General features: G+C 61.9%; 25 protein-coding genes. 16 read left to right on the forward strand and 9 right to left on the reverse strand.

All coding sequences use genetic code 11. From position 1 onward, the window contains the following. Window positions 1–3: 3 nt before the first annotated feature. The 3 genes from B2U07_RS09580 (at window position 4) to B2U07_RS09590 (ending at window position 2010) form a co-directional block, all read left to right on the forward strand. Window positions 4–609, forward strand: a complete 606-nt coding sequence (locus tag B2U07_RS09580; RefSeq protein ID WP_275545226.1) for an arylesterase — start codon at window positions 4–6, stop codon at window positions 607–609. 90 nt (window positions 610–699) lie between these two features. Further along, window positions 700–981, forward strand: a complete 282-nt coding sequence (locus B2U07_RS09585) for a hypothetical protein (protein WP_275545225.1) — start codon at window positions 700–702, stop codon at window positions 979–981. A 72-nt stretch (window positions 982–1053) separates the two neighbouring features. Beyond that, a complete protein-coding gene (locus tag B2U07_RS09590) occupies window positions 1054–2010 on the forward strand; it encodes a L,D-transpeptidase family protein (protein ID WP_197855829.1) in 957 nt (318 codons plus the stop codon). 142 nt (window positions 2011–2152) lie between these two features. Here B2U07_RS09590 and oprI read toward each other — a convergent pair whose 3' ends face one another. After that, window positions 2153–2404 carry an outer membrane lipoprotei OprI gene (oprI, locus tag B2U07_RS09595; RefSeq protein ID WP_003239826.1) on the reverse strand — a complete coding sequence of 84 codons (252 nt, stop codon included), beginning with the start codon at window positions 2402–2404 and terminating at the stop codon, window positions 2153–2155. Between the two features lie 267 nt (window positions 2405–2671). Here oprI and B2U07_RS09600 point away from each other — a divergent pair, with 267 nt between their 5' ends. Continuing rightward, window positions 2672–4045 carry a GntP family permease gene (locus B2U07_RS09600; protein ID WP_275545224.1) on the forward strand — a complete coding sequence of 458 codons (1374 nt, stop codon included), beginning with the start codon at window positions 2672–2674 and terminating at the stop codon, window positions 4043–4045. Between the two features lie 136 nt (window positions 4046–4181). Beyond that, window positions 4182–4454 carry a GNAT family N-acetyltransferase gene (locus B2U07_RS09605; RefSeq protein WP_013715766.1) on the forward strand — a complete coding sequence of 91 codons (273 nt, stop codon included), beginning with the start codon at window positions 4182–4184 and terminating at the stop codon, window positions 4452–4454. Window positions 4455–4546: 92 nt separating this feature from the next. Here B2U07_RS09605 and B2U07_RS09610 read toward each other — a convergent pair whose 3' ends face one another. Both B2U07_RS09610 and B2U07_RS09615 read right to left on the reverse strand, forming a co-directional pair. Continuing rightward, complete coding sequence (locus tag B2U07_RS09610; protein ID WP_275545223.1) at window positions 4547–5623, reverse strand: 3-deoxy-7-phosphoheptulonate synthase; 1077 nt, start codon at window positions 5621–5623, stop codon at window positions 4547–4549. A 201-nt stretch (window positions 5624–5824) separates the two neighbouring features. After that, window positions 5825–6238 (reverse strand): PilZ domain-containing protein, encoded by a 414-nt coding sequence (locus B2U07_RS09615; protein WP_197855826.1) that lies wholly within the window; start codon window positions 6236–6238, stop codon window positions 5825–5827. Between B2U07_RS09615 and B2U07_RS09620 the strand changes: the two genes are divergently transcribed. The 5 genes from B2U07_RS09620 (at window position 6237) to cysB (ending at window position 10190) form a co-directional block, all read left to right on the forward strand. After that, on the forward strand, window positions 6237–6623 hold the full coding sequence (locus B2U07_RS09620) for a thioredoxin (RefSeq protein WP_275545222.1): 387 nt from the start codon (window positions 6237–6239) through the stop codon (window positions 6621–6623). The two genes, B2U07_RS09615 and B2U07_RS09620, sit on opposite strands and share 2 nt — an antisense overlap. Then, complete coding sequence (locus tag B2U07_RS09625; RefSeq protein ID WP_275545221.1) at window positions 6623–7579, forward strand: putative 2-dehydropantoate 2-reductase; 957 nt, start codon at window positions 6623–6625, stop codon at window positions 7577–7579. The genes B2U07_RS09620 and B2U07_RS09625 overlap by 1 nt, the downstream gene beginning before the upstream one ends. A 1-nt stretch (window position 7580) precedes the next feature. Continuing rightward, the gene (locus tag B2U07_RS09630) at window positions 7581–8486 is read left to right on the forward strand and encodes a 5'-nucleotidase (protein WP_197855823.1); all 906 of its coding nucleotides are present in this window, start codon (window positions 7581–7583) and stop codon (window positions 8484–8486) included. 124 nt (window positions 8487–8610) lie between these two features. Then, complete coding sequence (locus tag B2U07_RS09635) at window positions 8611–9111, forward strand: universal stress protein (protein WP_197855822.1); 501 nt, start codon at window positions 8611–8613, stop codon at window positions 9109–9111. A gap of 104 nt (window positions 9112–9215) precedes the next feature. Then, a complete protein-coding gene (gene cysB, locus B2U07_RS09640; protein WP_197855821.1) occupies window positions 9216–10190 on the forward strand; it encodes an HTH-type transcriptional regulator CysB in 975 nt (324 codons plus the stop codon). 60 nt (window positions 10191–10250) lie between these two features. Here cysB and B2U07_RS09645 read toward each other — a convergent pair whose 3' ends face one another. Beyond that, a complete protein-coding gene (locus B2U07_RS09645) occupies window positions 10251–10871 on the reverse strand; it encodes a phosphoadenosine phosphosulfate reductase family protein (protein WP_197855820.1) in 621 nt (206 codons plus the stop codon). 175 nt (window positions 10872–11046) lie between these two features. Between B2U07_RS09645 and thrH the strand changes: the two genes are divergently transcribed. Continuing rightward, window positions 11047–11664, forward strand: coding sequence for a bifunctional phosphoserine phosphatase/homoserine phosphotransferase ThrH (gene thrH, locus B2U07_RS09650; RefSeq protein ID WP_275545220.1), 618 nt, complete (start codon window positions 11047–11049; stop codon window positions 11662–11664). A gap of 40 nt (window positions 11665–11704) precedes the next feature. On the opposite strand, the gene pabB is transcribed toward thrH, so the two are convergent. From pabB to B2U07_RS09670, 4 genes are all read right to left on the reverse strand, one after another. Further along, window positions 11705–13063 (reverse strand): aminodeoxychorismate synthase component I, encoded by a 1359-nt coding sequence (gene pabB / locus B2U07_RS09655; RefSeq protein WP_275545219.1) that lies wholly within the window; start codon window positions 13061–13063, stop codon window positions 11705–11707. Between the two features lie 279 nt (window positions 13064–13342). Further along, complete coding sequence (locus tag B2U07_RS09660; RefSeq protein ID WP_275545218.1) at window positions 13343–14329, reverse strand: alpha-L-glutamate ligase-like protein; 987 nt, start codon at window positions 14327–14329, stop codon at window positions 13343–13345. Between the two features lie 4 nt (window positions 14330–14333). Beyond that, window positions 14334–15860: an inactive transglutaminase family protein gene (locus B2U07_RS09665; protein ID WP_275545217.1), complete on the reverse strand. Its 1527-nt coding sequence runs from the start codon at window positions 15858–15860 to the stop codon at window positions 14334–14336. 5 nt (window positions 15861–15865) lie between these two features. After that, entirely contained in the window at window positions 15866–16402 is a 537-nt protein-coding gene (locus tag B2U07_RS09670; RefSeq protein ID WP_115291503.1) for an ATP-dependent zinc protease, read from the reverse strand. Between the two features lie 303 nt (window positions 16403–16705). Between B2U07_RS09670 and B2U07_RS09675 the strand changes: the two genes are divergently transcribed. The 5 genes from B2U07_RS09675 (at window position 16706) to prpF (ending at window position 23596) form a co-directional block, all read left to right on the forward strand. Beyond that, complete coding sequence (locus B2U07_RS09675; RefSeq protein ID WP_275545216.1) at window positions 16706–17428, forward strand: GntR family transcriptional regulator; 723 nt, start codon at window positions 16706–16708, stop codon at window positions 17426–17428. After that, entirely contained in the window at window positions 17425–18312 is an 888-nt protein-coding gene (gene prpB, locus B2U07_RS09680; protein ID WP_275545215.1) for a methylisocitrate lyase, read from the forward strand. Before B2U07_RS09675 ends, prpB begins: the two co-directional genes overlap by 4 nt. Window positions 18313–18435: 123 nt before the next feature. After that, window positions 18436–19593 (forward strand): bifunctional 2-methylcitrate synthase/citrate synthase, encoded by a 1158-nt coding sequence (gene prpC, locus B2U07_RS09685; protein WP_275545214.1) that lies wholly within the window; start codon window positions 18436–18438, stop codon window positions 19591–19593. A 30-nt stretch (window positions 19594–19623) separates the two neighbouring features. After that, complete coding sequence (gene acnD / locus B2U07_RS09690) at window positions 19624–22233, forward strand: Fe/S-dependent 2-methylisocitrate dehydratase AcnD (RefSeq protein ID WP_275545347.1); 2610 nt, start codon at window positions 19624–19626, stop codon at window positions 22231–22233. A gap of 175 nt (window positions 22234–22408) precedes the next feature. Next, the gene (prpF, locus tag B2U07_RS09695; RefSeq protein WP_275545213.1) at window positions 22409–23596 is read left to right on the forward strand and encodes a 2-methylaconitate cis-trans isomerase PrpF; all 1188 of its coding nucleotides are present in this window, start codon (window positions 22409–22411) and stop codon (window positions 23594–23596) included. A gap of 65 nt (window positions 23597–23661) precedes the next feature. On the opposite strand, the gene ppsR is transcribed toward prpF, so the two are convergent. After that, the gene (gene ppsR / locus B2U07_RS09700; RefSeq protein ID WP_197855811.1) at window positions 23662–24480 is read right to left on the reverse strand and encodes a posphoenolpyruvate synthetase regulatory kinase/phosphorylase PpsR; all 819 of its coding nucleotides are present in this window, start codon (window positions 24478–24480) and stop codon (window positions 23662–23664) included. Window positions 24481–24658: the final 178 nt, after the last annotated feature.

Genomic DNA, 24658 nt, shown 5'->3' on the forward strand with positions numbered 1-24658 from the left:
CAAATGCGTGCATGGTGGCTCAGTGGTGCCTTGACCCTGATGTTCTGGGCTCAGGGAGCGGTTGCAGGCACCCTGCTTGTGGTCGGCGATAGTATCAGCGCCGCTTTTGGCCTGGATAGCCGGGTGGGATGGGTCGCGCTGCTGGAGAAACGCCTTCGGGAAGAGGGTTTCGAGCACTCCGTAGTTAATGCCTCGATCAGCGGCGACACCAGCGCAGGCGGCGCCGCACGGCTCTCTGCGCTACTTGCCGAACACAAGCCGGAGCTGGTCATCATCGAGCTGGGCGGCAACGACGGCCTGCGTGGCCAGCCCCCCGCACAATTGCAACAGAATCTTGCGTCGATGATCGACGCCTCGCAGTCGGCCGGTGCCAAAGTGCTGCTTCTGGGAATGCGCCTGCCCCCGAACTATGGTGCTCGCTACACCACGGCTTTTGCCCAGGTGTTCGCTGACCTGGCCGAGCAGAAGCAGGTTGCACTGGTGCCGTTCTTCCTCGAGGGTGTCGGTGGTGTGCCGGGGATGATGCAGGCCGATGGCATTCACCCGACTCAGGACGCACAGGCCGTGCTGCTGGATAATGCCTGGCCGGCGCTCAAGCCCTTGCTGTAACCGCCTCATCGCTGAGGGAAACTGAATGGCTGGAGGCTTTTCCGCCTCAAGCCTTTCGGCTAATGTGGCCGACCTGTCACGGAGCCCCAGATGCCGCGTCCCGCCTGGACCCTTTATGCCTATCAACTGATCGAGCCAGACGAGCAGCTGGATCTGTTCGCCTGCCGTGAGGTGCGCGTGCACCTGGTGGCTCGCCAATTGCGCCTGGGTGGGCATGCCGATCGCACATTGTGTGGCGGTTTGTTACCGGCGCAGCCACGTTGGCGTGCGCTGGAAAAGGTCTGGCTGCGCGATCGTCGACTCTGTTCTGCCTGCCTGGCTACCTTCGAGGCGCAGCGCCAGGGTTTGTGCTCGAACTGGGCGGATGGCTGAGGTCTGCCAGGCGTTCCAACGGCGGTGTACAATCGCCGCAATATCACTCAACTCTTTTCAAGGTATTCCCGGATGTTGTCGCGCTTTTCTGCGGTCAACCGCTGCCTGACTCTGGTCGCCCTGTGCTCCAGTGCCGCAGCTCAGGCTCTCGAACTTCCACTGCCGCCGCCAGGCGAAGATGTGGTGGGCCAGGTACAAGTGATCACGGCCAAGTACGAGGACACTTTCGCCGATCTGGGAACGGCAAACGATCTTGGCTATCTGGAAATGGTCGCCGCCAATCCGGGCGTCGACCCCTGGCTGCCTGGCGAGGGCACCGAGGTTATCCTGCCGACGCGCTATGTGCTGCCGCCGGGCCCGCGCGAGGGCATCGTGATCAACCTGGCCGAGTATCGCCTGTACTACTTCCCGAAGGGGCAGAACGTGGTGCACACCTTTCCGCTGGGCATCGGCCGGGAAGGCTGGGGTTCGCCGCTGGGCACCGGCCGGGTGACGGTGAAGACGCCGAACCCGGCCTGGTATCCGCCCAAGTCCATTCGTGAAGAGCACGCTGCCGAGGGTGACATCCTGCCCACCGTGGTGCCGCCTGGCCCGGATAATCCGCTGGGGCCGTACAAGATGACGCTGTCGTTCCCGGGTTACCTGATCCACGGTTCGAACAAGAAGTTCGGTATTGGTATGCGTGTCAGCCATGGCTGCTTCCGCATGCTCAATCACAACGTGCTGGAACTGGCAGACATGGTGCCGGTCGGCACTCCGGTACGCATTCTGAACGAGCCGTACAAGTTCGGCGTCAGTGGCGGCAAGATCTACCTGGAGGCCCACGCGCCGCTCGATGACGAGGGCGATCCGTCCGTTGTCGACAAACATACGGCGGTGATCAATGCATTGCTCAAGCGCGACGAACTCAGCGGCCTGCGCCTGGACTGGGAAATGGTCCGCGAAGTGGTCGCTGCCGAAGACGGCATGCCGGTGCCTATCGCCGCACAAACCGAGAGCGTGGTCGCCAGCAGCGACAACCCGTTCTGATTTTCGAGTCACTGAAAGCCCGCCCGCAATCATGTCGGCGGGCTTTTTATTGCCTGATTGCTGGAGCTGTTCAGTGTCCGTCGCAGGCAATAAAAAAGCCGCCCCAGTTGCCTGGGACGGCTTTCGAAAAAACGAGTCGCAATTACTTGCGGCTGGCTTTTTCCAGCATGCGCAGAGCACGCTCGTTGGCTTCGTCAGCGGTCTGCTGAGCCTTCTGAGCAGCGGCCAGAGCTTCATCAGCCTTGCGGTAGGCTTCGTCGGCACGGGCTTGAGCGCGAGCAGCTGCGTCTTCGGTAGCAGTCAGACGAGCTTCGGTTTCTTTGGACATGCTGCTGCAACCGGTAGCCAGAACTGCGGCCAGAGCCAGAGCAGAGAATTTCAGAACGTTGTTCATCGTGTTCCCCTTGAGGTGGAGTTTTCCATAAAAAGCAATTCCCCAACTGCGGGAAATTAGCCGGCGTACATACTACCTATTAGTTTTAGTAAGTAAACGGAGCCAGGGCAAGAGTTGCAGTTTTTTTTCTTTGACCCGGCGGCTACAGGGCACGGCTCACGGGGGCTGGCTAAAAAACAGTCAGTTACGCAATCCATACAGTAGCGGCTGTACGAACTGTTATAACTGTCCCGGCTTGGAACTAAAACAATAAAGAGGGGAATGGCGATGCTTGGGAATTTGGGGCTCTTGCTGGGCCTGGCGCTACTTATCTTCATGGCGCTGCGCGGCGTGAACATTTTCATCGCAGCATTGCTGTGTTCGATTCTGGTGGCGCTGAGCAATGGTGTCGCCGTACCTCGTGCACTTCTTGAACATTTTCCATTCGGCCCACTGGGTGCGTTTACCTTTGCCGGCAAGTTCTTCGTGCTGTTTCTCTGTGGGGCGATCTTCGGCAAGGTCATGGCGGCCAGCCAGGCGGCCGGCAGCATTGCGCAGGCCATTACCCGCGGGCTGGGTACGCAGCGCACGCTGTGGGTGGCGATGCTGGTGTGTGCGGTGCTGACTTACGGTGGGGTGGTGGTGTTCGTGGTGATCTTCACCATGTATCCGCTGGGCATCACTCTGATGCGCGAAGCCAACCTGCCCAAGCGCCTGTTCTGCGCCGCCACGGCGCTCGGTGCCGGTACCTTCACCATGACGGCGTTACCCGGTTCGCCATCGATTCACAACGTGATCGCCGCCAGTGCGCTGGGTACCGACCTGTTCGCCGGTGCCTGGATCGGGCTATTCGCTTCGCTGGTGATGATCGCCCTGGGTATGGCTTATCTGCAGCGGGAGTGGCGCCTGGCGCGCGAGCGTGGCGAGGGCTTCGAGCCCAACGCGCAGGACGAGCGCATGCAGCAGCTCGCCGGCGCACCAGGTAGCGGGCCGCACTGGGGCCTGGCGCTGGTGCCGATCATCGTGGTGCTGGGCATCATTCTCTTGCCGCGCCTGCTTGCCCTGTCAGGTGCTGTCCTGCCGGGCGAGGGTGCACTGGGTGGGCTGCTGAGCTTCAGTCAGGCGCAGCCGATTCTCTGGCCCAGTCTGGCGCTGGTGATCGCCACTGGCGTCGCTGTGCTGATGTTCCCGGCCTTGCGCCGCAATACCCTGGGTTTGCTGGGGCAGGGGGCGGACGATTCGATCATGCCGCTGTTGAATACGGCGGCGGTGATCGGCTTTGGTGGGGTCGTTACCCAGACTGCAGGTTTTGCCCAGTTCGCCCAATGGATACTGGCCGTGGACCTGCCGCCACTGCTGTCGGTGTTCGCCTCGGTCAGCGTGGTATCGGGGATCGTCGGTTCCTCTTCCGGTGGCTTGCAGATATTCATGCAGACCCTGGCGCCGCGCTACCTGGAAATGGGCGTGGAGCCGGAGGTGCTGCACCGTATCGCCAACATTACCGCCGGCGGCCTGGATTCGCTGCCGCATTGCGGCGCGGTGATCGCCATGCTGATGATCATGGGCTTGACGCACAGGCAGGCGTACAAGGACATCTTCGTCATCACGGTGCTGATCCCTGTGATAGCGGCGTTGCTCTGCATTGCGCTGTTGAGTATCTGATTGCCCGTGGCTGGGCCGTTCTGCGCCTGATAAGCTTGGCCGATCGCATGTGCAGAAGCAGTTTGCGCTTTTGCCAAAGCACCGGTATGAAGTAAAAGCAGATGCGCCGCTAACGGTTGCGGCTAGAGGAGTGAAGATGAGCGAGGGGTTGTCCATCCACCATGACCAGGCGAGTCACCAGTTCGTGACAACCGTCGATGGTGATCGTGCCTATCTGGCCTATATGGATCTGGGTAAGCAGACGTTGGACATCTACCGCACCTTCGTACCCAACGCCCTGCGTGGCCGCGGCATTGCTGCAGCACTCACCGAGCATGCCTTGCAGTATGCCGAGGGCAAGGGTTATACCGTGATTCCGTCATGCTCCTACGTCGAGCGCTACATGGAGCGTCGTGCGCGGCATCAATAGGCGCAATTCTCAAGGGCGGCGAAACAATCCCGCTTGACGAACGAACAAGAAAACGCCGGGCATTGCCCGGCGTTTTCTTTGCCATGTTGTCTTCAGCCGCGAGAACGCTTGGGCAGCACATCCTTGAGCTTGGCGTGCATGCAGCGCAGGCTCTTCTCGGTGGCGTCCCAGTCGATGCAGGCATCGGTGATGGATACACCATACTTGAGGTCGCACAGATCCTTCGGAATCGACTGGTTGCCCCAGCCCAGGTGGCTCTCGACCATCAGGCCGACGATGGAGTTGTTGCCTTCGAGGATCTGGTTGGCCACGTTCTCCAGCACTAGCGGCTGCAGGGCCGGGTCCTTGTTGGAGTTGGCGTGGCTGCAGTCGACCATGATGTTCGGACGGATGCCGGCTTTGGTCAGTTCCTGCTCACAAATGGCGACACTGACCGAATCGTAGTTGGGCTTGCCGTTGCCGCCGCGCAGTACCACGTGACCGTAGGCGTTGCCCTTGGTGGTGACGATGGACACGCCGCCTTCCTGGTTGATGCCAAGGAAACGGTGCGGGCTGGAGACCGACTGCAGCGCGTTGATCGCCACGGTCAGGCCGCCGTCTGTGCCGTTCTTGAAACCGACGGCCGAGGACAGGCCCGAGGCCATTTCGCGGTGGGTCTGGGATTCGGTGGTACGGGCGCCGATGGCCGACCAGCTGATCAGGTCCTGCAGGTACTGCGGGGAAATCGGATCGAGCGCCTCGGTGGCGGTGGGCAGGCCCATTTCCGCCAGGTCGCGCAGCAGTTGACGGCCGATGTGCAGGCCATCCTGGATCTTGAACGAGTCATCCAGATACGGGTCGTTGATCAGGCCTTTCCAGCCGACCGTGGTGCGCGGCTTCTCGAAGTACACGCGCATGACCAGAAACAGGCTGTCGGACAGCTCGGCAGCCAGCACCTTGAGGCGCTCGGCATACTCGTGAGCGGCCTTGATGTCGTGAATGGAGCAGGGGCCGACGACCACGAACAGGCGATGATCCTTGCCGTCGAGGATATCGCGTACCACCTGGCGACCATGGGCGACGGTCTTCAGTGCGGCATCGGTCAGGGGGATTTCGCGTTTCAGCTGATCGGGGGTGATCAGGGTTTCGTTGGAAGCGACGTTGAGGTCGTCGATCGGTAAATCTGCCATCGTGCTATTCATCGGGTCAGGTCGTCAGGTCACGGGTGCCGGCCGCCAGCGATCCCCTATGGCGGTGCACAGCTAGTTGGCGCAGGGGGAGCCGAACCTTAGCGCGTACAGGGCTGCGCGACAATGGGCGTTAAGTTCAATGGGGCTCATCGATTGGCAATGAAGTGACTTGATAGCGGACGGATGATGGCTGCGCCGTGCTCAAGCCAGATAGGGAAACCCGGCGGCATGCTTGGCGATCCAGTCCTGGGCGCATTGCTCGATGGCGATGGCCTGGCCGGATTCCTGCTCTAGCTGCTGGCGGTAATGCTGGATCTGGCAGACCTGTTCGACCATGCGTGCGCGGAACAAGGTGTCCTCATCAAGGAAGGCGATGCCCACTAGGTAATCGTTTTCCTGGCGCCGACACCAGGCCACCACCCCGGGATAGCGCGCCTGATCGCCTAGCAGCGGGATGCGCAATTCGATTGAAGTACCGCGGCGAAAGCCGCGTAACGAGTTGCATGCAACCCCGCCCAGGCTGATATTGTTCAGCCGTTGCCGGGGAATGCAGGCCTGTCTGCGCAGGATCAGTTCCACCGGCATGTCGCTTGGATGACGCAGAAACTTACGCATGAACACCGACCTCGAATGCAGGCAAACTGATATCAGTGGCTTCAGTATAGCGACACAACTGGAATTGACCGATCTGGATGCTGACCGCCGCCTGCTCGATCTTCCCGGTACCTCGCTACTGGTGTTCACAAGCACGGGCTGTGCCAGCTGTCGTTGGGCGCGTCAGGCACTGCCTGGTATGCCGCTTCCGGTCGAGCGCCTGTGCTGGATCGATGCCGGGCATAACGCCGGATTGGTGACACGCTACGAGGTTTTCCATCTGCCCTCGTTATTTCTGGTCAAGGATGGCCATTTCTTTGGCGCATTGCAGGCGCACCTTACCCATCCCGATCTGCTGACCGCCATTGGTGAGGCTCTGCTTCGCCCGGCTGAGGAGCTTCCCTGATGTCCCAATCCCCCGCGCCGCGTATCGGCATCATCGGCACCGGTGCCATCGGCGGCTTCTACGGCATGCTGCTCGCACGTGCCGGGCATGACGTGCACTTTTTGCTGCGCAGCGAATACGCTGCGGTTGTCGAGCGTGGCCTGCAACTGAACAGCAGCGTGCACGGCGCCCTGCACTTGGCGCCAGTGCAGGCCTATCAGCATATCGATGACATGCCGCAATGCGACTGGCTGCTGGTGGGAGCCAAGACCACGGCCAATGCCGAGCTGGCGCCGTTGATCGCCAAGGCCGCGGCGCCTGGCGCCAAGGTGGTGCTGCTACAGAACGGCCTGGCGGTGGAGGATGAGCTGCGTCCGCTGCTGAGTGACGATCTGCACCTGCTGGGTGGGCTCTGCTACATCTGCGTTCACCGCAGTGCGCCGGGTGTGATCGAGCATCAGGCTTTGGGGGCGATCAATCTGGCCTACCACTCTGGGCCGCAGGATGACGACGAGGCGCGCCTGGCGCTGGCCGAGGAGGGCGCGAGCCTGCTGCGCAGCACCGGCGTGGACTCTGCAGCGATGCGTGACCTGGCGCAGACGCGCTGGCAGAAACTGGTGTGGAACATCCCGTACAACGGTCTGTCGGTGTTGCTCGATGCCGACACGCAGCGCCTGATGGGCAACGCCGATAGCCGCGCTCTGATCGGCGACATGATGCAGGAAGTGGTGCAGGCCGCCCGGGCGCTGGGTTACACCATGCCGGAAAGCTATGCGGACAAACTGCTGGCGGCGACGCAGCGTATGCCCGATTACCTGCCGAGCATGTATCACGACTTCGCCCAGGGGCGGCCGGCCGAACTGCACGCCATTTATGAAGCACCGCTGGCGGCTGCGGATGTGGCGGGTTTCGACATGCCCAAGGTGCGCGCCCTGTATCAGGCGCTACGTTTCATTCAGGCTCGCCGGGAGGCTTAACATGGGCAAGGGGCTGGGGGACAAACTGGTGCTGGCGATTTCATCGCGGGCGCTGTTCGATCTGAGCGAAAGCCACCAGATCTACGAAAGCGAGGGGGTGGAAGCCTATCGTCGCTATCAGATCGAACATGAGGACGAAGTGCTGATGCCAGGTGACGCCTTCCCGCTGGTGGAGAAGCTGCTCGGGTTGAACGCTCGGCTCAGCGATCAGCGCGTCGAGGTCATCCTGGTGTCGCGCAACAGCGCCGATACCGGCCTGCGTGCGTTCAACTCCATCCAGCACTACGGCCTCGGCATTTCCCGCGCCGCCTTCGTTGGTGGTCGCAGCCCCGATCCTTACCTGGCGGCCTTTGGCTGCCACCTGTTTCTGTCCACCCACGCCGATGATGTGCGCAACGCGCTGAAAGCGGGTTTCGGTGCGGCCACGCTACTTTCCGGCGGTACCCGCCGGGCCAACAGTAATGAGCTACGTATTGCCTTCGATGGCGATGCCGTGCTGTTTTCCGATGACTCCGAGCGGGTCTATCAGAGTGGCGGTCTCAATGCCTTTCAGGACCACGAGCGTGAGTCCGCTCGGCAGGCCCTGCCAGGTGGGCCGTTCAAGCCCTTTCTCGCCGCGCTGCATGCGCTGCAGCAGGAGTTTCCCGAAGCCGAATGTCCGATTCGCACAGCGTTGGTCACTGCCCGTTCGGCGCCAGCGCATGAGCGGGTGATCCGCACGTTGCGCGAGTGGAATATCCGCCTGGACGAATCCTTCTTCCTGGGCGGTCTGGACAAGTCGGCGGTGCTGGAAGCCTTCGCCGCCGACGTGTTCTTCGACGACCAGACCGGCCACTGCGAAAGGGCTCGCCAGGTGGTGGCGACCGGTCACGTCCCTCATGGTGTGAGCAACGAATTGCTGCCTTGACCCTGATTCAGGCACTCAGGTGCCTGTATATAGCCATTCGTCCTAAATAACCTCGCCGATCTTGCTTTGTCTGATGCACTGCTAAGCTCAATCAAGGGCCTGCGCCAGCAGTCGAGGAGGCCGCGTGATTCGCTCGATACTTTATGCCACCGATCTGGGGCTTTATGCCTCCTATGTGCTGCAACATGCCCTCGCACTGACGCGCAGCTTCCAGGCCGACCTGTATGTAGTACACGCGGTGGAGCCCATGGGCCTGTTCGCCGAATCCGTGCTGCAGACCTATCTGGACGAGGACACGCTTGCAGAGCTTCGCCGTACTGGGCTGAACACAGTCATGGCCAGCATCGAGCAGCGGGTACTGGAGGGCTTTCGTGACGAGCTGGGTGACGGTCAGCAGGATCTTCAACTGATACGTGCGGTGCGGGTGCTGCAAGGGGACCCGCCGGCGGTGATTCTCGAGGAGGCGCAGAAACTTGGGGTGGATCTGCTGGTCGTAGGCAGTCACAGCCATGGCACGGACCTGACCATACCGCTGGGGCGCACGGCAGCGCGAATCGTGCAGTTGTCGGAGGTGCCGGTGTATCTGGTGCCAATGCTCCAGCATCGTGGACATGGCGATCTATAAAGGGGGAATGTGTAAAAAGTTCTAGGCTATTCGAATAAACCAACAATATGGTTATATACGGCATTGGCGGCTGTTGATCTGCCTTATTGCTCTGAGGGAAACATATGAAGCTTCAGCAATTGCGCTACATCTGGGAAGTTGCGCACCACGACCTCAACGTATCGGCTACCGCTCAGAGCCTTTACACCTCGCAACCAGGGATCAGCAAGCAGATTCGCTTGCTCGAGGATGAGCTGGGCGTGGAAGTTTTCGCCCGCAGCGGCAAGCACCTGACCCGCGTGACCCCTGCCGGGGAGCGTATCATCACCACCGCCGGCGAGATTCTGCGCAAGGTCGAAAGCATCAAGCAGATCGCCCAGGAGTTCTCCAACGAGAAGAAGGGCACGCTGTCCATCGCCACTACCCACACCCAGGCACGCTATGCCTTGCCGCCAGTGATCAGTGCCTTCATCAAGCAGTACCCGGACGTGTCACTGCACATGCATCAGGGCACGCCGACGCAGATCGCCGAGATGGCCGCCGATGGCAGTGTCGATTTCGCCATCGCCACCGAAGGCCTGGAACTGTTCAACGACCTGATCATGATGCCGTGCTATCGCTGGAACCGCTGCGTGGTAGTGCCGCAGGGGCACCCGTTGACCAAGCTGCCGAAGCTCACCCTCGAAGCACTGGCCGAGCACCCCATCGTCACCTACGTGTTCGGTTTCACCGGGCGCTCGAAACTGGATGAAGCCTTCAGTCATCGCGGTCTGACGCCCAAGGTGGTATTCACCGCAGCCGACGCCGACGTGATCAAGACCTACGTGCGCCTGAATCTGGGCGTCGGCATCGTGGCCAAGATGGCCGTCGACCCCAAGCTGGACCCGGATCTGGTGGTGCTCGACGCCGACGAGTTGTTCGAGCCCAGCGTGACCAAGATCGGTTTTCGTCGCGGCACCTTCCTGCGCGGCTTCATGTGCGATTTCATCGAACGTTTCGCCCCGCACCTGACCCGTGACATGCTGGCCAAAGCCGTGCAGTGCCACAACAAGTCCGAACTCGAAGACTTGTTCGCGGGTGTCGAGTTGCCAATGCACTGAGCAGACGCTGAAACGAAACATGGCGCCCTTGGGCGCCATGTTCGTTCCAGCCAGTGCCAATCAGTGGCTGAGGTGCAGGCCGCACTCTCGATTATCTTCACCCTTGGTCGGGTCGTAGTAATCGAACTCGTTCGGCAGGTCGTGAGCGACCAGGTATTGGTAGAGGTCCTTGGAAGACCAATGCAGCAGCGGCGCGACCTTGATCAGGCCGTCCGGGTTGATGCTGATGGGGTCCATCTGCGCACGCACGGCGGTATCGGTGGCGCGTAGGGCGGTGAACCAGACGCTTGGTGCGGTCTCGCGCAGGGCGCGGGCGAACGGCTCGAGCTTCACTTCTTCGGTAAACGCGGCGTGGCGCGGATCATCCAGGCCAGGCAGGGGCCCGTCGATTGCCTCGCGATGCGCGCGCGAACGCTTGGGCAGGTAAGTGATCAGGTTGAGGCCCAGCTTGCGCGTCACCTCGTCGGCGAAGCGGTAGGTGGCGTCGGTGTTGTAGCCGCTGTCCATCCAGACCACCGGAATATCCGGTTTGACCTGGCTGACCATATGCAGGATCACCGCTTCGAACGGGCGGAAGTTGGTGGTGCAAATGGCGGGTTTGCCCAGTCCGATAGCCCACTGCACCAGCTTTTCAGGCTGGTTGCCGAATTCGGCGTTGAGCGCGTCCAGGTCGAGTTCCATGTTGAGGACTCCAGATCGAGTGCGTGAGGGCGCGATGGTAACAAAGCCCGGTTATGCGGCTAAATAACTAAGGCGCTTGATGTCCTTCGTTCCAGTTATAAGCAGGTCGCATTGCGCCAGCCAAGCCCAGCGGCTAGAGTGCCGGCTCCTTTTTGGCTCAACCGAGGAGTGGCCTGTGGAAATCGCGTGTCTCGACCTGGAAGGTGTACTGGTCCCGGAAATATGGATCGCCTTTGCGGAAAAAACCGGCATCGAGTCGCTCAAGGCGACCACCCGCGACATCCCCGATTACGACGTGCTGATGCAGCAGCGCCTGCGCATCCTCGACGAGCACGGCCTGAAGCTGAAGGACATTCAGGACGTGATCGCCACGCTCAAGCCGCTCGAGGGCGCCGTCGAGTTCGTCGACTGGCTGCGCGAGCGCTTCCAGGTGGTGATTCTCTCCGACACGTTCTACGAGTTCTCCCAGCCGCTGATGCGCCAGCTCGGTTTCCCGACCCTGCTGTGCCACCGTCTGATCACCGACGAGAACGATCGCGTGGTCAGCTACCAGCTGCGCCAGAAGGACCCCAAGCGCCAGTCGGTCGTTGCCTTCAAGAGCCTGTACTACCGCGTGATCGCGGCGGGTGATTCTTACAACGACACCACCATGCTCAGCGAAGCCCACGCCGGTATCCTGTTCCACGCGCCGGACAACGTGATCCGCGAGTTCCCGCAGTTCCCGGCGGTGCACAGCTATGAGGACCTCAAACAGGAATTTCTCAAGGCATCGAACCGCAAGCTGAGCATGTAAGGCCGATGAATAAGAACGCCGCGATTTCGCGGCGTTTTCGTTAGTCCAGCTTGTTTGGCAGACGCTCCAGCGTCTCCAGCAGCACCTTCACCTTGGTGATCGACTCCTGGTACTCGGCCTGCCAGTGGGAGTCGGTAACGATGCCGCCACCGCCCCAGCAACTGACCTTGCCATCCTTGACCAGCAGGCTGCGAATGGCGATGGAGCTGTCCATCTCGCCGCGCACGTCGAGATACAGCAGTGAGCCGCAGTAGAGTCCGCGCCGGGTCGGCTCCAGCTCGTCGATGATCTGCATGGCGCGGATCTTCGGTGCGCCGGTGATTGAGCCGCCCGGGAAACTGCCGGCGATCAGGTCCAGCGCATCCTTGTCGGGCGCCAGCTCGGCGGTCACGCAACTGACCAGATGATGCACGTTGGGATAGCTTTCCAGAGCGAACAGCTCCGGCACCTTGACCGAGCCGGTACGGCAGCTGCGGCCGAGATCATTGCGCAGCAGATCGACGATCATCAGGTTCTCGGCGCGGTCCTTGCGGCTGGCCAGCAGTTCCTGCGCCTGCGCCTGGTCATCCTCGGCATCTTCGCCTCGGCGCCGGGTGCCCTTGATCGGACGTGTTTCCACCTGGCCGGCGCTGACCTTGAGGAAACGCTCCGGCGACAGGCTGAGAATGGCGTTGCCATCTCCCAGGCTTTGGAAGCCTGAGAAGGGGGTGGGGCAGGCCTGGCGCAGCGCCAGGTAAGCCGTCCACGGATCGCCTGCGCAGGGTGCCTGAAAGCGCTGGGCGAAATTCACCTGATAACAGTCGCCCGCGAGAATGTAGCTCTGGATGCGTTCGATCGCCTGGCGATAGCGGTGCTGGTCGATATCGGCCTGGAACGGCTGACTCAGGTGGAAGGGCGCTAGGTCTTCGCTGTACGGTGCTTCGAACAGCGCCTGCAGGCGCTGGCGCTCTGCGTGCGGCAGGCTCGGGTGAAACAGCAGAGCGCTGGTGCCAAGCTGGTGATCGCTGATCAACGCCCAGGCGTAGAGACCGAACCGCGCATCCTCGAGGCCCAGATCGTCGATGCTCTGCTCGGGCAGCGCCTCCAGGCGGCGACCGAAATCGTAGGACAGGTAACCGATCAGGCCGCCGACGAAGGGCAGCGTCTGCTGTGCCGGCGCCTCTGCATGGCCAAGGCTCTGCAGCGCGTCGCGCAGGCGTTGCAGGAAAGCGTTGGCCGATTCGTCGGCCACTGGCGCCAGTTCGGCCAACGGCCAGGCGCTCATCAGGTCATAGCGGCCGCGCTCGGCATTCGGGCGCCCGGCATCCAGCAGTACCGCGCCGGGGGCCTGACGAATGCGCCGGAAGTAGTCGCTGGGGTCTGTCCGGTAAGGAAGGGGGTGCAGGGAGCAGCTTGGCATGCGTGGCAGTCGGAAGGCTAGAAAGGGCGATTGTAGTCCGCTGCCAGTATTCATCCTAGCGCCGCATGTTGCAGCTGTGCTGCTGATGCCTGGCGTACGATGCGACTGCTCAGCATGCGCTGTGGGCGCCAGTATCGGCAGCGCATAAAGACCTGATAAGCCGTTGCCCTTGGAGATGAAGGTGTGTGCAAGCGAGTGACAGCGCGCAGCCTGGATTCTCTACAGGACGACCCGGCCTGTCGCGAGGCCGCAGCGACCTCGCGACGGGCCAGGCGTGCGTCAGACTTCCTTGCTGACGATATGGCCGAACAGCTCCTGGGAGAAACGCACGCGCTCTTCGGCGTCCTCCTGAATGCCCTTGGCCTTCAGTTCTTCCAGGCGAGCTTCGACGGCGTGAGCGCGGTGGGTCAGACCACAGTCATTGGCGATCTGGATATTCAGGCCGGGGCGGGCGTTGAGCTCGAGAATCAGCGGGCCCTTGTCCTGATCCAGCACCATGTCCACGCCGATGTAACCCAGGCCGCACAACTCGTAGCAGCCGGCGGCGAGTTTCATGAAGCCATCCCAGTTCGGCAATTGCACACCGTCCACCGCGTTGGTGGTGTCCGGGTGCTTGCTGATCTTGTTGTTCAGCCAGGTGCCGCGCAGGGTCACGCCGGTGGCCAGGTCCACACCCACGCCGATGGCCCCTTGGTGCAGGTTGGCCTTGCCGTTGGACTGACGCGTCGGCAGGCGCAGCATGGCCATCACCGGATAGCCCATCAGCACGATGATGCGGATGTCCGGCACGCCTTCGTAGCTGATGCTCTTGAAGATGGTGTCCGGGGTCACGCGGTACTCGATCAGCGCGCGGTCACGGTGGCCGCCGAGCGAGTACAGGCCGGAGAGGATGCTGGAGATCTGCTGCTCCAACTCATCGTGGCTGACGATCTTACCGGACACCGTCTTGAAACGGTCCTCGAAACGGTCGGCGATGACCATGATGCCGTCACCGCCGGCGCCCTGTGCCGGCTTGATGACGAAGTCGGTGCGTCCCTCGATGATCTTGTGGAGGTTCTCGATGCCTTTCTCGGTCTCGATGATGCCGTACAGCTCGGGCACATCGATGCCGGCCTCGATGGCCCGCTCCTTGGTGATGATCTTGTCGTCGACGATAGGGTACAGGTGCCGTTTGTTGTACTTCAGCACGTAGTCCGCATTGCGTCGGTTGATGCCCATGATGCCTTTGGCTTCAAGGGCCTTCCACGTCTTGATCAGGCCGAACATGGTCTTAGTCCTTGAGGAAGGCTTTGAAGCGGAACAGTTCGGTCAGGCGGTAGCCGCGGTAGCGACCCATCGCCAGCATGAAGCCCACCAGGATCAGCAGGATCGCCGGGAAGGTGAATACGAAGTACACCAGCTCCGGCACGCTCATCAGCAGGTGCGCGATGGTGGCGGCGAACAGGGTGCCGATGGCGACCTTGAACGCGTGGCTGCCGCCGCGCTCTTCCCAGGTGATCGACAGGCGTTCGATGGTCATGGTCAGAATCACCATCGGGAACAGCGCTACCGACAGACCGCGCTCCAGGCCCAGCTTGTGGCTGAACAGGCTGATGGCGGCGATCAGCACCACGACGAAGGTCAGCACCACCGACAGGCGCGGCAGCATCTGCAGCTTCAGATGCTCCAGATAGGAACGCAACGACAGACCGAGCGCAGTGATCACGGTAAACAGGAAGATGCCGAAGCCCAGCTGGGTTTCGCGGAAGGCCAGGGCGATCAGTACCGGGGTGAAGGTACCCAGCGTCTGCAGGCCGCCGAGGTTGCGCAGGATCAGGATGACCAACACGCCGATCGGGATCATGACCATGATCATGAAGGTCTGCTGGGTCTGCAGCGGCAAGCCGTACAGCGAGTATTCGAGGAAGCTGGCGTCGGTGTTCTCGTCGGTCAGCTTGGCCAGGCGAATGGCGTTCATCTCGCTGTTGTTCAGGCTGAAGCTGACGGCGGCTTGACGGCCGCCCTCGAGGCTGACCAGTTCACCATCGCCGATCCACCAGACCAGGCGGTCTGCCGGCAGGCCCTGTTCACCGGTTTCCGGGTTGAAATACAGCCACTTCTGGCCATTGAAACTGCGCAGCCACAGCTCTGGCGATTGAGCTACTTCGGCCTGCAGACGAATGGTGTGTACGCGCTCCATCGGCACGTGGGCGATGGACAGCAGCAGGTCGACCACCTTGGCCTTGTTGGCGGTGGAAGCGTCGCCGCCGAGCAGCAGCTTGACGTTGTCGTCACTTACATTGTTAACGCGCTTGATGGTCTCGCTGATGAAGGTTTCGACGTCCGCCGAATGCTGGCGGATCGGCGCGAGCAGGGCTTCGGCTGCGATCTTCTCGGGGCCTTCGACCGGGATGCTGTCGCGGAAGATCGGGCCCTTGGCCGGCGGCTGTTCGCCGCTGTAGCGCTTGGTCAGGACCAGGCGGTAGTAGAGGGTCTGCTTGCCGCTGGCGCGCCGGGCCGACCAGGTGACGCGGCGGTTGCCGTCGACACGGTTGACGCTGACGCCGTAGTTGTTGGAAATGAAGCTTTCGTTGAGGCTCACGTAATCCTGGTTCAGCGGCGGTACGAACATCTGCAGCTTCACCGGCTCGCGCGGGGTCGCCTGGAATTCGACCTTGGCGTCGATGTTCCACAGATCGTCGGTCTCGTCCTCGGTCATCGGGATGCCGAGAATGAAGATTTGGTATGCCGTAATCAGAACGCCCAAGGTCACCAGCAGGGTGATCAGGACTTTCAGATGCAGGTTCAGAGAGCGCATGGGAATTACTCGCCAGGGGTTGCGTCGTCGGTGCAGTCGGGTTTGCCGGCCGCGTATTTAAGGCTTGGATCGACCATGGCCTCGAAGTGCTTGAGCGCTTCGGAGCCGATCAGAAGCGGGTATTGGAATGCGCTTCGGTCGGTCAAGTTCACTTCGATCGTGCGCAGGGTCTGCCCCATGCACAGTTCGAGGTCGATGACCGGGCGTGCGGTGTAGGTCTTGTCTTCATCGGGGTCGAAGTCGCCCGCACGTCGTTTGATCTTGCTGATACGCGCCAGCGGACGCTCGATGGTCCGCTCGTGGGCGTCATCGATGGCCAGCACGAAACGCACCCAGGTTTCTCCGTCACGCTTGAAGCGTTTGATGTCGCGAGCGCTGAGGGACGCTGTCTTGGCGCCGGTGTCGAGCTTGGCCGCTACCTGCAGGTCCAGTTCTTCTATGTGAATGTATTCGTTCAGGCCATAGATCGACTTGCCCATGGCCAGAGCCGGGCAGGACAAGGTCAGCAGGCAGAGCAACAGGGAGAAGGGTTTCAGTCTCATGGGTCCTTGAGAAGGTGTTGCCAGGGGCGGGTGAGCGACAGCGTCTGGCGGCATACTGCGATATAACCGTCTGCCGGGAAGTCTAGCAGCATGGCAACAGGCGTTGGCCGGGCGTGAATGCGCGGATTCTAACATGGGGATTTTCCGAGCTGACAGCAGCTTATGTAGCTTTCTGCAAGTAAGGTCAAGGCTCGGGCAGGGCGGCGAGAATAAAATATTGTCGACAATACTTTGGTCTGCTTTGACGGTTTTGGCTTTTAAGCGTAGTTTTGTCGTCATTGATCGCTATCGGTGTCGACAATCATGCTGCTTGAATCAGATGCGTCAGCAACGGCTCAGGTGGATTCGGAAACACTTTCCGAGCACGTCTTTCGCCTGATCCAGGCTGCCATCGTCAAAGGTGAGATCGCCCCCGGCAGCAAGATTTCCGAGCCGGAGTTGGCGCGTACCTACGGCATCAGCCGGGGTCCGCTGCGCGAGGCAATCCATCGCCTGGAAGGGCAGAAGCTGCTGGTGCGCGTACCGCATGTGGGCGCACGGGTGGTGTCGCTCAGTCATGCCGAGCTGATCGAGCTGTACGAGATCCGCGAGTCCCTCGAAGGCATGGCCTGCCGCCTGGCCGCTGAGCGCATGACCCAGCATGAGATCGACGAACTGCGCCGGGTGCTGGAGCTGCACGAGCAGGACGCCGCGTTCAAGGCTGGCGTCGGTTACTACCAGCAGGAAGGCGACTTCGACTTCCACTACCGGATCATCCAGGGCAGCGGCAACCGCACCCTGGCCAAGCTGCTGTGCGACGAGCTGTACCAACTGGTGCGCATGTACCGCCTGCAGTTCTCCGCGACGCCTAATCGGCCGCACCAGGCCTTCGCCGAACACCACCGCATTCTCGATGCCATCGCCGACCGTGACGGCGAGCTGGCCGAACTGCTGATGCGCCGCCACATCGGCGCCTCCAAGCGCAATATCGAGCGCCACTACAGCGAAGCGCTCGCCACTTCATCCAAGACCCGAGGTGATTCATGACCCAGCTTTCCGCCGGCCAGCGTTTCCGCCAGGCCCTCGCCGAAGAGCAACCGCTGCAGGTGATCGGCGCGATCAACGCCAACCATGCACTGCTGGCCAAGCGCGCAGGCTTTCGCGCCATCTACCTGTCCGGTGGCGGTGTCGCGGCCGGCTCGCTCGGGCTGCCGGATCTGGGCATCAACACCCTGGATGACGTGCTGACCGACGTGCGCCGCATCACCGATGTCTGCGACCTGCCGCTGCTGGTAGATATCGATACCGGCTTTGGTCCCAGCGCCTTCAACATCGAGCGCACCATCAAGAACCTGATCAAGGCCGGTGCTGCCGCCGCGCATATCGAGGATCAGGTCGGAGCCAAGCGCTGTGGCCACCGTCCGGGCAAGGAGATCGTCTCCTGCGAGGAAATGTGCGACCGGGTGCGCGCTGCTGCCGACGCCAAGACCGATCCAGACTTCTTCCTGATCGCCCGTACTGACGCGATCCAGGCTGAAGGTGTCGACGCCGCCATCGAACGGTGCCTGCGCTATGTCGAGGCCGGTGCCGATGCAATCTTCGCCGAGGCCGCTTACGACCTGCCGACCTACAAGCGTTTCGTCGAGGCGCTGAAGGTGCCGGTGCTGGCCAATATCACCGAGTTCGGCGCCACGCCGCTGTTCACCCGCGACGAGCTGGCCTCGGTCGGCGTCGCCATCCAGCTGTATCCGCTGTCCGCGTTCCGTGCGGCGAACAAGGCGGCGGAAAGTGTCTACACCTCGATTCGCCAGAACGGCCACCAGAAAGATGTGATCGAGCTGATGCAGACCCGCGCCGAGTTGTACGACCGCATCGGCTACCACGCCTTCGAGCAGAAGCTCGACGCGCTGTTCGCCGCCGGCAAGAAGTAAAGCTGCGCACGGGGTCGCTTATGTAGGAGCGAATTTATTCGCGATTCGCCGATGAATCCGCTCCTGCGCTACGGCCCGCTACCGCTGACAGTAAGCAGAACAAGAAGAGTCGAGGAGATAACCATGAGCGCCACCGAAACCACCCCTGGCTTCAAGCCGAAAAAATCCGTCGCTCTGAGCGGCACCGCCGCCGGTAACACCGCGCTGTGCACTGTCGGTCGCACCGGCAACGACCTGCACTACCGTGGCTATGACGTGCTCGATTTCGCCAACCGCTGCGAGTTCGAGGAGATCGCCTACCTGCTGGTGCACGGCAAGCTGCCCAACGTCGCCGAGCTGGCTGGCTACAAGGCCAAGCTCAAAGCCCTGCGCGGTCTGCCGGCCGGGGTGAAGGCGGCTCTGGAGCAACTGCCGCCCTCGGCGCACCCGATGGACGTGATGCGCACCGCGGTATCCGTGCTTGGCTGCCTGGCGCCGGAGAAGGATGATCACAACCATCCGGGCGCCCGCGACATTGCCGACAAGCTGATGGCCTCTCTGGGCTCGGCGCTGCTGTACTGGTACCACTACAGCCACAACGGCAAGCGCATTGACGTTGAAACCGACGACGACTCCATCGGCGGCCACTTCCTGCACCTGCTGCACGGCGAGAAGCCGCGCGAGTCCTGGGTGCGCGCCATGCACACCTCGCTCAACCTGTACGCCGAGCACGAGTTCAACGCCTCGACCTTCACCTCGCGGGTGATCGCCGGCACCGGCTCCGACCTGTTCTCCTGCATCGCCGGCGCCATCGGCGCGCTGCGCGGCCCAAAGCACGGCGGCGCCAACGAAGTGGCCTTCGAGGTGCAGAAGCGCTACGACAGCCCGGACGAGGCCGAGGCAGATATCCGCGAACGGGTAGGGCGCAAGGAAGTGGTGATCGGCTTCGGCCACCCGGTCTACACCGTCAGCGACCCGCGCAACAAGGTGATCAAGGAAGTGGCCCGCGAGCTGTCCGTGGAGCAGGGCAGTACCAAGATGTATGACATCGCCGAGCGCCTGGAAAGCGTGATGTGGGAGATCAAGAAGATGTTCCCCAACCTCGACTGGTTCAGCGCCGTGAGCTACCACATGATGGGTGTGCCCACCGCCATGTTCACCCCGCTGTTCGTCATCGCCCGCACCGCCGGCTGGTCCGCTCACGTCATCGAGCAACGCATCGACGGCAAGATCATCCGTCCGAGCGCCAACTACACAGGCCCCGAAGACCTGAAGTTCGTGCCGCTCAAGGATCGTAAATAACTAATCATGGAAAACACCATGAACGACACCGTGAATAGCCAATACCGCAAGCGCCTGCCCGGCACCGCGCTGGATTACTTCGACGCCCGTGAGGCGGTCGAGGCGATCCAGATCGGCGCCTGGGCGAAGCTCCCGTACACCTCGCGCGTGCTTGCCGAGCAACTGGTGCGCCGCTGCGACCCGCAGGACCTGAGCGCCGCGCTGGAGCAACTGGTCTATCGCAAGCGCGACCTGGATTTTCCCTGGTATCCGGCGCGGGTGGTCTGCCACGACATTCTCGGCCAGACCGCACTGGTCGATCTGGCCGGCCTGCGCGACGCCATCGCCGAACAGGGTGGTGATCCGGCCAAGGTCAACCCGGTGGTGCCGACCCAGTTGATCGTCGACCACTCGTTGGCCGTGGAAGCGCCGGGTTTCGACCCAGATGCGTTCGAGAAGAACCGCGCTATCGAGGATCGCCGCAACGAGGATCGCTTCCACTTCATCGACTGGACCAGGACCGCGTTCAAGAACGTCGACGTGATCCCGGCCGGCAACGGCATCATGCACCAGATCAACCTGGAGAAGATGAGCCCGGTAATCCAGGCGCGCGGCGGTATCGCCTTCCCCGACACCTGCGTCGGCACCGACTCCCATACCCCGCACGTCGACGCCCTGGGCGTGATCGCCATTGGCGTTGGCGGCCTGGAAGCCGAGACGGTGATGCTCGGCCATCCGTCGATGATGCGCCTGCCTGATATCGTCGGCGTCGAGCTCACCGGAAAACGTCAGCCTGGCATTACCGCCACCGATATCGTCCTGGCGCTGACCGAGTTCTTGCGCAAGGAGCGCGTGGTCGGTGCCTGGGTCGAGTTCTTCGGCGAGGGTGCGGACAGCCTGTCCATCGGCGACCGCGCGACCATCTCCAACATGTGTCCGGAATACGGCGCCACTGCTTCGATGTTCTATATCGACGGCCAGACCATCGACTACCTCAAGCTCACCGGCCGAGAGCCGGAGCAGGTGGCGCTGGTGGAGAACTATGCCAGGACCCTCGGGTTGTGGAGTGACGCGCTGACAACCGCCGAGTACGAGCGCGTGCTGCGCTTCGACCTGGGCAGCGTGGGCCGCAATATGGCCGGCCCGAGCAACCCGCACCGCCGCCTGCCGACTGCGGCTTTGGCCGAGCGTGGCATCGCCGACGAAGCCAAACTGCAAGCCGGCAAGGGCGAAGAAGCGCAAGGGCTGATGCCCGATGGCGCGGTGATCATCGCCGCCATCACCAGCTGCACCAACACCTCCAATCCGCGCAACGTGGTGGCCGCCGGCCTGGTGGCCAAGAAGGCCAACGCCCTGGGCCTGATGCGCAAGCCCTGGGTGAAGACGTCGTTCGCGCCGGGCTCCAAGGTTGCCAAGCTGTATCTGGAAGAGGCCGGCCTGCTGCCGGAGCTGGAAAAGCTCGGTTTCGGCATCGTCGCCTACGCCTGCACCACCTGTAACGGCATGTCCGGCGCGCTCGACCCGGTGATCCAGAAGGAAATCATCGAGCGCGACCTGTACGCTACCGCCGTGCTCTCGGGCAACCGCAATTTCGACGGGCGCATCCATCCCTATGCCAAACAGGCCTTCCTCGCCTCGCCGCCGCTGGTGGTCGCCTACGCTATCGCGGGCACCATGCGCTTCGATATCGAGCAGGATGTACTGGGCCATGACTCGGCTGGCAATCCGATCACCCTGAAGGATCTGTGGCCGAGCGATGAGGAGATCGACGCCATCGTCGCGGCGAGCGTGAAGCCCGAGCAGTTCAAGCAGATCTATATCCCGATGTTCGACCTGGGCAGCGTGCAGGAGGCCGAGAGTCCGCTGTATGACTGGCGGCCGATGTCGACCTATATCCGCCGCCCGCCGTACTGGGAAGGTGCGCTGGCCGGTGAACGCACGCTCAAGGGCATGCTGCCGCTGGCGATCCTGCCGGACAACATCACCACCGATCACCTGTCGCCGTCCAACGCCATCCTGGCGGACTCGGCAGCTGGCGAGTACCTGGCAAAAATGGGCCTGCCGGAGGAGGACTTCAACTCCTACGCCACCCACCGCGGCGACCACCTGACCGCCCAGCGCGCCACCTTCGCCAACCCGCAACTGGTCAACGAGATGGTCGTGGTCGACGGGCAGGTGAAGAAGGGCTCGCTGGCCCGCGTCGAGCCCGAGGGAAAGGTGATGCGGATGTGGGAAGCCATCGAGACCTACATGAACCGCAAGCAGAACCTGATCATCGTGGCTGGCGCCGACTACGGCCAGGGCTCATCGCGGGACTGGGCGGCCAAGGGCGTGCGCCTGGCGGGGGTGGAGGTGATCGTTGCCGAAGGCTTCGAGCGCATTCACCGCACCAACCTGGTGGGCATGGGCGTGCTGCCGGTGGAGTTCAAGCCAGGTACCACACGCCTGACCCTGAGCCTGGATGGCACCGAGACCTATGACATCGAGGGCGATATCTCGCCGCGTTGCGACCTGACCCTGGTGGTCAATCGCCGCAACGGTGAGGTGCTGCGGGTGCCGGTGACCTGCCGTCTGGATACGGCCGCCGACGTTAGCGTTTACAACGCTGGTGGCGTGCTGCAGCGCTTCGCCAAGGATTTCCTTGAAAGCGCGGTGGCTTGATGTGACGACCGGCCCGTAAGCGGGTCGGTACAACTTCTGTAGGAGCGAGCTCTGCTCGCGAACGAAGCTTCTCAGCGAGGCTATTCGCGAGCAAAGCTCGCTCCTCCAAGAAGCGCTAGCGCGTAGCTCGGATGAAATCCGAGGAGCACCATCATTTCCTATCAGGACTGCACTCATGGCTTATCTGCCGCAAGTGAAAATCCCCGCCACCTATATGCGTGGTGGCACCAGCAAGGGCGTGTTCTTTCGCCTGCAGGATCTGCCCGAACCTTGCCAGGTGCCGGGCGAGCCCCGTGACAAACTGTTCATGCGCGTGATCGGCAGCCCCGATCCCTACGCGGCGCAGATCGACGGCATGGGCGGCGCCACCTCGAGCACCTCGAAGTGCGTGATCCTGTCGAAAAGCAGCCAGGCCGAGCACGATGTCGACTACCTCTATGGCCAGGTCTCCATCGACAAGGCCTTCGTCGACTGGAGCGGCAACTGCGGCAACCTGTCCACCGCTGCCGGTGCCTTCGCCATCCATGCCGGTCTGGTCGATCCTGCACGGATACCCGACAACGGCACCTGCGAGGTGCGTATCTGGCAGGCCAATATTCAGAAAACCATCATCGCCCATGTGCCAGTTACTGACGGCCAGGTGCAGGAAACCGGCGACTTCGAGCTGGACGGCGTGACCTTCCCGTCGGCGGAGATCGTGCTGGAATTTCTCGATCCGTCGGATGACGGCGAGGAGGGTGGCTCGATGTTCCCCACCGGAAATCTGGTCGACGACCTCGAGGTGCCAGGCATCGGCACCTTGAAGGCGACCATGATCACCGCCGGCATTCCGACCATCTTCGTCAACGCCGAAGACATCGGCTATCAGGGCACCGAGCTGCGTGAAAATATCAACGGCGACCCGGCGCAACTGGCGCGTTTCGAACAGATCCGCATTGCCGGTGCGCTACGGATGGGGCTTATAAAAACGGCTGAGGAGGCTGCGACACGTCAGCACACGCCGAAGGTCGCCTTCGTTAGCCCGCCCAAGGACTACCGCACCTCCAGCGGCAAGAATGTGAAGGCCGGCGAGGTCGATCTGCTGGTGCGTGCGCTGTCCATGGGCAAGCTGCACCACGCGATGATGGGCACCTGCGCGGTGGCCATTGGCACCGCGGCGGCGATTCCCGGCACGCTGGTCAACCTGGCTGCCGGTGGCGGCGAGCGCGAGGCGGTACGTTTCGGCCATCCGTCCGGCACCTTGCGTGTCGGCGCGCAGGCCACGTCCGTCGATGGTCAGTGGACCGTGACCAAGGCGGTGATGAGCCGCAGTGCGCGCATCCTGATGGAAGGCTGGGTGCGAGTGCCAGTAGAGCAGTTATGAGCGGCAGGCCTGTAGGAGCGAATTTATTCGCGAAGTCCGATCGCGAATAAATTCGCTCCTACAACTTATTTAAGTCGGCGTTCGACGCCTTTCTCGACGAGGATCTTGGCCGAGATTTCCTCGACCGAGAAATGCGTGGAGTTGATGAAGGCGATGTTCTCGCGACGGAACAGGCTCTCGACCTCGCGCACCTCGAACTCGCACTGGGCAAAGCTGGCATAGCGGCTATTGGGCTTGCGCTCGTGGCGGATAGCGGTGAGGCGATCCGGGTCGATGGTCAGGCCGAACAGCTTTTCGCGGTATTTTTTCAGCGAGTCGGGAAGCTGCAGGCGCTCCATGTCGTCTTCGGTCAGCGGATAGTTGGCGGCGCGGATGCCGTACTGCATGGCCATATACAGGCAGGTGGGCGTTTTGCCGCAGCGTGAAACACCGACCAGGATCAGATCGGCCTTGTCGTAATAATGGGTGCGCGCGCCGTCGTCGTTATCCAGTGCAAAGTTCACCGCCTCGATGCGCTCCATATAGTTGGAGTGCTGGCCAATGGAGTGCGACTTGCCGACGGAGTAGGAGGAGTGCGAGCTCAACTCCTGTTCAAGGGGCGAGAGGAAGGTGGAAAAGATGTCGATCATGAAACCATTTGCGGTGTCGAGGATCGCACGAATATCGCGATTGACGATGGTGTCGAAGATGATCGGGCGTACACCGTCCCTTTCAGCGGCGGCGTTGATTTGTTGTACCATGGCGCGCGCTTTATCGACACTGTCGATATAAGGACGCGTAAGTTTGGTGAATTGAATATTCTCGAACTGCGCGAGCAAGCTCTGGCCCAAGGTTTCGGCCGTGATGCCAGTGCCGTCGGAGATGAAGAAAGCGGTTCGTTTCATTTGCGCCAAAGGCCTTAAGCTGAGATCGATTCTTGGCTATGATAGGCCGCGTTTTCCGCCGGCCCCATGGGGTTTCGGCATTGTTACTTATTCAAGGGCAAGGCCACAATCTTGCGGCAGTTCGCCGCCAGAGCATCCAGCCCCCCGAGAATTTGTGCAAAAGCTTGCGAGCTGGAGC

It is taken from the genome of Pseudomonas sp. UBA7530, assembly GCF_002479365.1.
Lineage (GTDB): Bacteria > Pseudomonadota > Gammaproteobacteria > Pseudomonadales > Pseudomonadaceae > Aquipseudomonas.

Coding starts and splice junctions, on each gene's coding strand:
- B2U07_RS09580 (WP_275545226.1), top strand. CDS start 4: ATGCGTGCATGGTGGCTCAGTGGTGCCTTGACCCTGATGTTCTGGGCT.
- B2U07_RS09585 (WP_275545225.1), top strand. CDS start 700: ATGCCGCGTCCCGCCTGGACCCTTTATGCCTATCAACTGATCGAGCCA.
- B2U07_RS09590 (WP_197855829.1), top strand. CDS start 1,054: ATGTTGTCGCGCTTTTCTGCGGTCAACCGCTGCCTGACTCTGGTCGCC.
- oprI (WP_003239826.1), bottom strand. CDS start 2,404: ATGAACAACGTTCTGAAATTCTCTGCTCTGGCTCTGGCCGCAGTTCTG.
- B2U07_RS09600 (WP_275545224.1), top strand. CDS start 2,672: ATGCTTGGGAATTTGGGGCTCTTGCTGGGCCTGGCGCTACTTATCTTC.
- B2U07_RS09605 (WP_013715766.1), top strand. CDS start 4,182: ATGAGCGAGGGGTTGTCCATCCACCATGACCAGGCGAGTCACCAGTTC.
- B2U07_RS09610 (WP_275545223.1), bottom strand. CDS start 5,623: ATGGCAGATTTACCGATCGACGACCTCAACGTCGCTTCCAACGAAACC.
- B2U07_RS09620 (WP_275545222.1), top strand. CDS start 6,237: ATGAACACCGACCTCGAATGCAGGCAAACTGATATCAGTGGCTTCAGT.
- B2U07_RS09615 (WP_197855826.1), bottom strand. CDS start 6,238: ATGCGTAAGTTTCTGCGTCATCCAAGCGACATGCCGGTGGAACTGATC.
- B2U07_RS09625 (WP_275545221.1), top strand. CDS start 6,623: ATGTCCCAATCCCCCGCGCCGCGTATCGGCATCATCGGCACCGGTGCC.
- B2U07_RS09630 (WP_197855823.1), top strand. CDS start 7,581: ATGGGCAAGGGGCTGGGGGACAAACTGGTGCTGGCGATTTCATCGCGG.
- cysB (WP_197855821.1), top strand. CDS start 9,216: ATGAAGCTTCAGCAATTGCGCTACATCTGGGAAGTTGCGCACCACGAC.
- B2U07_RS09645 (WP_197855820.1), bottom strand. CDS start 10,871: ATGGAACTCGACCTGGACGCGCTCAACGCCGAATTCGGCAACCAGCCT.
- pabB (WP_275545219.1), bottom strand. CDS start 13,063: ATGCCAAGCTGCTCCCTGCACCCCCTTCCTTACCGGACAGACCCCAGC.
- B2U07_RS09660 (WP_275545218.1), bottom strand. CDS start 14,329: ATGTTCGGCCTGATCAAGACGTGGAAGGCCCTTGAAGCCAAAGGCATC.
- B2U07_RS09665 (WP_275545217.1), bottom strand. CDS start 15,860: ATGCGCTCTCTGAACCTGCATCTGAAAGTCCTGATCACCCTGCTGGTG.
- B2U07_RS09670 (WP_115291503.1), bottom strand. CDS start 16,402: ATGAGACTGAAACCCTTCTCCCTGTTGCTCTGCCTGCTGACCTTGTCC.
- B2U07_RS09675 (WP_275545216.1), top strand. CDS start 16,706: ATGCTGCTTGAATCAGATGCGTCAGCAACGGCTCAGGTGGATTCGGAA.
- prpB (WP_275545215.1), top strand. CDS start 17,425: ATGACCCAGCTTTCCGCCGGCCAGCGTTTCCGCCAGGCCCTCGCCGAA.
- prpC (WP_275545214.1), top strand. CDS start 18,436: ATGAGCGCCACCGAAACCACCCCTGGCTTCAAGCCGAAAAAATCCGTC.
- prpF (WP_275545213.1), top strand. CDS start 22,409: ATGGCTTATCTGCCGCAAGTGAAAATCCCCGCCACCTATATGCGTGGT.
- ppsR (WP_197855811.1), bottom strand. CDS start 24,480: ATGAAACGAACCGCTTTCTTCATCTCCGACGGCACTGGCATCACGGCC.